The organism is Pseudomonas sp. R62, from assembly GCF_000257605.1.
GTDB classification, from domain to species: domain Bacteria; phylum Pseudomonadota; class Gammaproteobacteria; order Pseudomonadales; family Pseudomonadaceae; genus Aquipseudomonas; species Aquipseudomonas atacamensis.
Genome location: NZ_JH635998.1, coordinates 493,946 through 500,085, shown reverse-complemented (window position 1 = coordinate 500,085; position 6,140 = coordinate 493,946). Strand labels below are relative to the sequence as shown.

5 protein-coding genes are annotated in these 6,140 nt (G+C 52.6%); 4 read left to right on the top strand and 1 reads right to left on the bottom strand.

Features of this window, described 5'->3' with window-relative positions; translation table 11 throughout:
* Positions 1 to 401: 401 nt before the first annotated feature.
* From OQK_RS03735 to OQK_RS03715, 4 genes are all read left to right on the top strand, one after another.
* A complete protein-coding gene (locus OQK_RS03735) occupies positions 402 to 1,625 on the top strand; it encodes a hypothetical protein (protein WP_016771181.1) in 1,224 nt (407 codons plus the stop codon).
* Positions 1,622 to 2,083, top strand: a complete 462-nt coding sequence (locus OQK_RS03730; protein ID WP_016771180.1) for a three component ABC system middle component — start codon at positions 1,622 to 1,624, stop codon at positions 2,081 to 2,083. Before OQK_RS03735 ends, OQK_RS03730 begins: the two co-directional genes overlap by 4 nt.
* Positions 2,080 to 4,083: a DUF3732 domain-containing protein gene (locus OQK_RS03725; protein ID WP_016771179.1), complete on the top strand. Its 2,004-nt coding sequence runs from the start codon at positions 2,080 to 2,082 to the stop codon at positions 4,081 to 4,083. Before OQK_RS03730 ends, OQK_RS03725 begins: the two co-directional genes overlap by 4 nt.
* Positions 4,084 to 5,483: 1,400 nt before the next feature.
* Entirely contained in the window at positions 5,484 to 5,798 is a 315-nt protein-coding gene (locus OQK_RS03715) for a hypothetical protein (RefSeq protein ID WP_038861090.1), read from the top strand.
* A gap of 89 nt (positions 5,799 to 5,887) precedes the next feature.
* Here the strand turns inward: OQK_RS03715 and OQK_RS30970 are convergent.
* Positions 5,888 to 6,140 (bottom strand): HAD family hydrolase (locus OQK_RS30970; RefSeq protein WP_038860512.1); only part of this gene is annotated, 253 nt, incomplete at its 5' end.

The following is a 6,140-nucleotide window of genomic DNA, read 5'->3' as shown; positions in this document are numbered from 1 at the left end:
ACACCCGTTCAAAGATGCGGTGACATTGCACGTCATGCTCAATGACGTCCTAATCAGCTTGGCGGCATCGTCGCCCCAGTCCTGGAAGCACGATCGTCTAGGCGATCATTATCAACCATGCCTGCAGCCCTCTATGAAGCAAACCCGATGTTTCTGAGGTGCGATGGAAATCGTGATGGCTTTTCGAAATCACCAGATGAAAATGTTGGTAGCATATACTCAAACATTGAGTTTTAGCTGTATTTATATACAGTATTTGAATAACGGTAGTGTTCCCTTCACCGATGCCTTCGGCTGAGGCTTGGCATTGATTTGCTGACGCGTATTCAGAATTGAAGCGTGTGCTCGATGTGCTAGGTGAGTCGCTGGTCAGGGAAGCATGGCCAAACATTGGAATGTCTATGGATACGACGCAACCAGAGAATGCGACGCTGCCCGGCGCCGCGCCCTTGCCGTTCGATGCGACATTGCTCTTCAAGGCGCTCCAGTATCAATTGCTGGTGGCAGTGGAGTACTGCTACGACCTGGCACCAGGTGAATGTATGTGGCTGGAAGCCATGGGGGATGTCACTGTTCCCGGGAAAACTCAGGCTGAGGTAAAGCTCTACACCGATAGCCTCACTGACAGTCATGCCAATTTCTGGAACACTATAAAAAACTGGCTCCATGAAAATTTTGAGCGCACCTCTTTCAAAACCTTGGTGTTGCTGACGACTCAGAAATTCGGAGCGCTGACACTCCTAAAGGGCTGGAACACCGCCACTCCCGCAGAGCGGTTCGCCATCATGGAGAGCATCGTTGCGCCGTCCCAAGCCGATGCCAACACGAACTCAAAAGACGAGCCTGACGCCGAAGCGAGTGCTGCAAAGGCCTCGAAGTCCAAATCGCTTCAGCAATATGTGATGGCGCCCGAGCGCCGGGACGCACTGATGGAAGTGCTGGAGCGTATGCACATCACGACTGGTGCCGACTCGTTGGAGCAACGTCTCCAGAACTACGAGACCCGGCATCTCAAGCCCATTCGGCCTTCCAAGTGCAAGCAATTCATCGAAGAGCTGCTGGGTTTCATAAGCAGTCCGCAGCTTGTGATCGGCAGGTGGGTAATAACCCACAAAGCCTTTACTGACAAATTGTCAGAACTCACCCATCGATACATGAAGCATCCGCGAACATTCCCGGCAGTGGACGTAAAGGCGCTGAAGAAAACCATCAACGCCGAAGAAATTCGCCCCATGCTGTTTGCTCAGAAGATTGTGGAGATCGGTGGTGAGACCCATCTGAAGGAAGCCGCCTTGCATCGGGTCGTTGCGCAGACCACGATCTCGGATCTTTACACTGATGGCGTGCTCTTCAAGTCGATGGTGGATCTCTACCTCGGCAATCATCTCACACAGCATCGATACGGACGTGCGCTTGCGATGCTCGGCTGTGCGGGAGTGACGTGTCCAGCCGCGCTGGGTACCCGCTCGATGATGTTCTATCTGGAGCGTAACGCTCTGGCTGTTGAGCCTTTCTGTGGCTTGGAAAACACGATGCCCGAGTTTCGCAATGGCATCTATCACATCCTCGCCAGCGAGGAGCCAGAGGATGAAGATGATGAGTTCCATTGGAGGCTTTGGAAATGACCACTCAAGTCTCTGACCACCTGTACACCCTGCACCGAACCCCCTTTGCACTGGCTCCAGTCATCCAGAGCTTCTACGAGCACTGGGAGCCGATCGAGAAGGATATTCTGCTCAGTTATCTCATTCTTCCGCTGGTCACCTACAAGCCGATGCATGGGTTTCTGAAGTGGGCTCGCAGGGATAGCAATGTCCGAACCATGGCCGCAGATCCTTCCAGGCTCGTCGGGCTCGCGATGCGAGTAGAGGAGTTCAAGCCAATTACGAACGCCGCATTGCTCATCCTCGCCGCTGAGAAAAGCCTGGAAGTCACTGCCGAGTTGTCGGTTCAATCACTTCAGAAACCGCAATCAATCAATGCTGACAAGTCGCTGGTGCGGTACAGCCAGAAGCTGGCCATGGTGCTGTCCGGTGAGAACGTCGTTTCCATTTACAGGATGTTGGGACTTAAATCGCTATGAAGTGTTATGTAGAGTACATCGGGGTGGTGGACAAAGAACACGGTGTCCATCACGTTCCCTTCAAGCCTGGTCTCAACATCGTGACGGGCAGATCGTCGAAGGGTAAGAGTGCGATCCTCGACATATTTGATTATTGCCTTGGCAGCTCCGAGGACACGATTCCTGAAGGCATCATCACGGATCGTGCAAAGTATTTTTTCACAGTCCTACGCTTTCCAGGTGTCTCAGTCGTGACGGGACGAATGGCAGCAGGCAATAGCTGCTTCCTGCGTGAGCTTTCCGGGCCAGCCGTGGACGACGCGCTTGAGCTCATCGAGGACGTCGACACCTTCTTCACTCAGAATTTCTTCCAACACAAGGATGCCTTTCTCAAGAGCCTTGGGCGCTATTTCGGCGTCACGTTGCAAAACATCGACACCGATCCTCTGCACAAAGAAATGACCGGAAAGTGGAGCGCTACGCCCTCAGTGCGCAGCTTCGCATCGTTCATGTTGCAGCATCAAAATCTGGTAGCGAATCGGCATGCGATCTTCTACCGGTTCGAAGAAAAGCGTAAACGTGATCAAGCCATAGATCAGTTCAAAATCTTCATGAACATCGTTGGGGAAGACTACTTCGATCTGGCGAAGCTGCGTACCGAGGCTCTGTATGAGCTCAAGCGCGCCATAGCGCAGATACCCAAGCAGGAAAAAATCAAGGAGGAGTATCTCGACGAATTCAAAACCTTGCTGAAGGAGTATGAGGCACTGGCTGGTCAGCCACTGACAGAGCTTACTCCTGGGCAAATCTGGGCGAAGCCCAAGCCGGCCCTTGAGCGCATCACCGGTATTTCGGTCAGGGTCGATGGTCTGTCCAACGCTTTTGAGGCGAGACGGGATGAATTACGTGACCAAAAAGCCGGGCTGATGTCCACGATCCAGAAGGCGCTCAATACCCGCTACCTGCTGAAGGTTTCGACTGAACAAGCATCAGGCTTCGCCGAATCTCTAACCGCACTGCCCATTCCTTCGGCGACTAATCTGGAACATGCAGCGTGCCCTGTTTGCGCATCCCAATCTGATGTCGCTGAGGACGAAGCCAACAAATTGTCGGCAGCCATTCACTGGTTGAATGGGGAGCTCAAGGTATCGAGTTACGCGCGAGAAGGCTTCGGTGAAGAGCGCCGCAAGATTGATAATGACCTCAAACAATATCGTAAAGAGCTGGCAGCGATTGAAGCCGCTCTGAAACCTCTTGATGATGAAGCGGATCGATTGGAGAAATCCAAGTCTGTCGATGCTGCAGCCCAGAAGGCAAAGCTCAAGCTTGAGTTGGCAATCGAGCGGCGTATCGCCAATCCTCCCTCAGAAGTAGAAGGAATGGTGGAATTTTGGCAGAACGAGGTCGAAAGATTTGATGAGCTGATGGCCCAGTATGACGTTGAGTCTAAACTCTGGGCCCTGCAGAACGACATCAACAAAACCATGAGGGCTCTGGGTAAAAACTTTGATTTCGAGGACTCGTATAAATCCGGCTCTTTGAAATTTGACGTAGAGACCTTCGACCTCTGGCATGAAAAACCTATCGAAGGTGGGCGGGTCAAAAAGGTGTTTCTGCGGTCTATGGGGAGTGGTGCCAACTGGCTGTATTCCCACCTGACCCTTTTCATGGCTCTGCATTACCAGTTCGCCGCACATCCAACATGCAAGGTGCCACCGATCCTATTTCTCGACCAACCGACGCAGGTTTACTTCCCTTCGACCGATGATGCTGACTCATTCGTTGCAGATGAGTTGCGCGGTGACCGGAAGACCACCAGAACGGTCGACGAGGACGTGAGCGCAGTTTCGAAGATGTTCAGCAACCTCGCAAGATTCTGCGATATCACCTTTAAAAACACTGGGGTAATGCCGCAGATTATCGTGTGCGACCATGCCGATAATTTGCCGCTGCAGGGCGATTATGTGTTCGAAACCTTCGTCCGCAGACGGTGGAGGAAGCAGGGGCTGATCGCAGAATAATCCGAGGTCTCTGGCCAAGGTAACCGATACCCTGGCCGAGCTTGCTCATGATGGCTGGTACTATTTTTGAACTCCGATGTGGAAGCACAAGTGTGGCGTCTCTCCTGTTCGCATTTTCCCGAGGAGGTTCCTCAGATGCTTCGAGAGGCGCTTTCGTCCTTTAGGCGCAGGCCTGGTTATGACGACCCAACACGAGTAGACCACGTCGCGTTGAGCAGCCTTGGCTTCAAGTATCTTGGTACGATGTTGGAGCAGAGCCCTAGGCACATCTGGCATGTACACCATGGCGATCATATCGAGCTTCGCTGGGAGGCTCGATTGCATCTAAAGCGTTGTCTTCAGCATCGGCTGGTGCGGGATGGGCATGCTCCTGGCGTCGTGCGAGACGATTATTTTTCAATCGATCTGGGGTACTGAAGCTGCGGGTGGCCAAGTCTCATCTCTCCCTGACGGTGTGGCGCACAAGGCGGTTTCGGGGAGAAGCTTTGGACAGCGTCAGACAAGCTGTCCTTGAGGCGACAAAAGATTCAGTTTTGCGACAACTTGTTGACCCCTCCCTCTTGAAAATTTTTAAACGAGACGGAGCTCTTATATTTGAGAGCAAAAGAATTTTAACGGTGTTTGCACCACCGCTGATGCACGATCAACGCGCTATGTGATGGCGTGTCTTGCCGGCTTTTGCTTCTCGCTTTTTCGCCTGTAGGTTGCCTTGCCGCATGGCGAGGCGGGGTGTTCAGGGAGATCGGTTTTTAGGGCCGTAGGCCCTGCTTACGCTTTGAAAACAAACGACCGCGATTTCCATATTTTTTTTGAGTGAATCGCTCCGCCTGGAATTGCACCCGTCTCATCCAACGGCGGCTATGTTGGCTGAGAAGAGGGGTTGGCAACGTTAGCCCTGGTTATTGATAAATTGTTCTGCTGTGCCAGCCCCGAGCCTCATCGTGATGCGTTAGCCTCCCGCAGAGCTTCTTCCAGAGCCTCTAGTGCGTCTGCCAAGCGCTGATCCTCCCGAGGGTCGCCGCTATCAGGCCTGAACGCTTCACAGTGTCGTAGAAGGGCTTCTAAGTCGTTTTGATTGAGATCGAGTACCTAGACCCCGGCCAACCTCCCGAACCGTAAAAAGCTTTGGGCTGTAAACCACTTTTTTGCACTGTTAACTAGGTCGGTTTACAGTACAAAAAATGGATTTACAGCTTTTGCATTTCATCGGCGTTCTTAAGCCTGATCAGGCGCAGCATGGTCAGCTCGCACAAAGCCATGCAGTAGGAATTCCCTATCGGTAGATCCCTGCGGCGCCCTGGCCTTCATTCAGTCATAATGATCGGGTCAGTTTCGATGGCTGGCATGCTTTGGTCATGTTGCTGTATGCACTCCACTTCACCCTCCGTGAGACACCTGAAATGACCCTTGATTTGAGTGAGGAGGAAATGCGCCGGGCGCTATTCGGCATCTCTACTTCTGCTTCCGCCCCAATTGAAAAACCTCCTACACCTGAAGCTTTTAAACCGATCCCCGAGAAAACGGCAGAGCGTAAACTCTCCTCACCCAAGCTTCGAGTAACGCTGAAGGTCAGCAAGGTCTTTGAAGGCAATGAGGAACTCTTCAGCTACGACGCGAGTACCTTGAGCACAGTCCTGGCAGAGCAAGAGGCTAGAAGCGCAGCCAGGAAAAAACGGTTCAAGTATATCGAGCTGATTTCGGTCGTCCCGGTCTGATGGGTTTGATGCCGGTGTAAAGCAGGTATTTCCAAACAGCATGCCGCAATGGATGTCGCCTTCCCCGATCTCGGTGTGCCGTTGAGAGTTTAAGATGCCAACCCGCTGCTGGTGGCTAACACGTGGTCAGCAAAGTCGGTCAGGCTCTTGAAGCCCTCACCACCTCTGCGATTCAAGAAGAAACCTCGGATACCCACTTCGCGAGGCGCGTAACAATCGCGTTGGATCGAGTCACCAATCATCATGACCTGGTCTCTGCTGAAGTAGTCACTGGTATCGGCACCGATTAGTTCACAGCTTGCCCTGTACATGAATGGTTCAGGTTTCATCGCGCCAATTGCG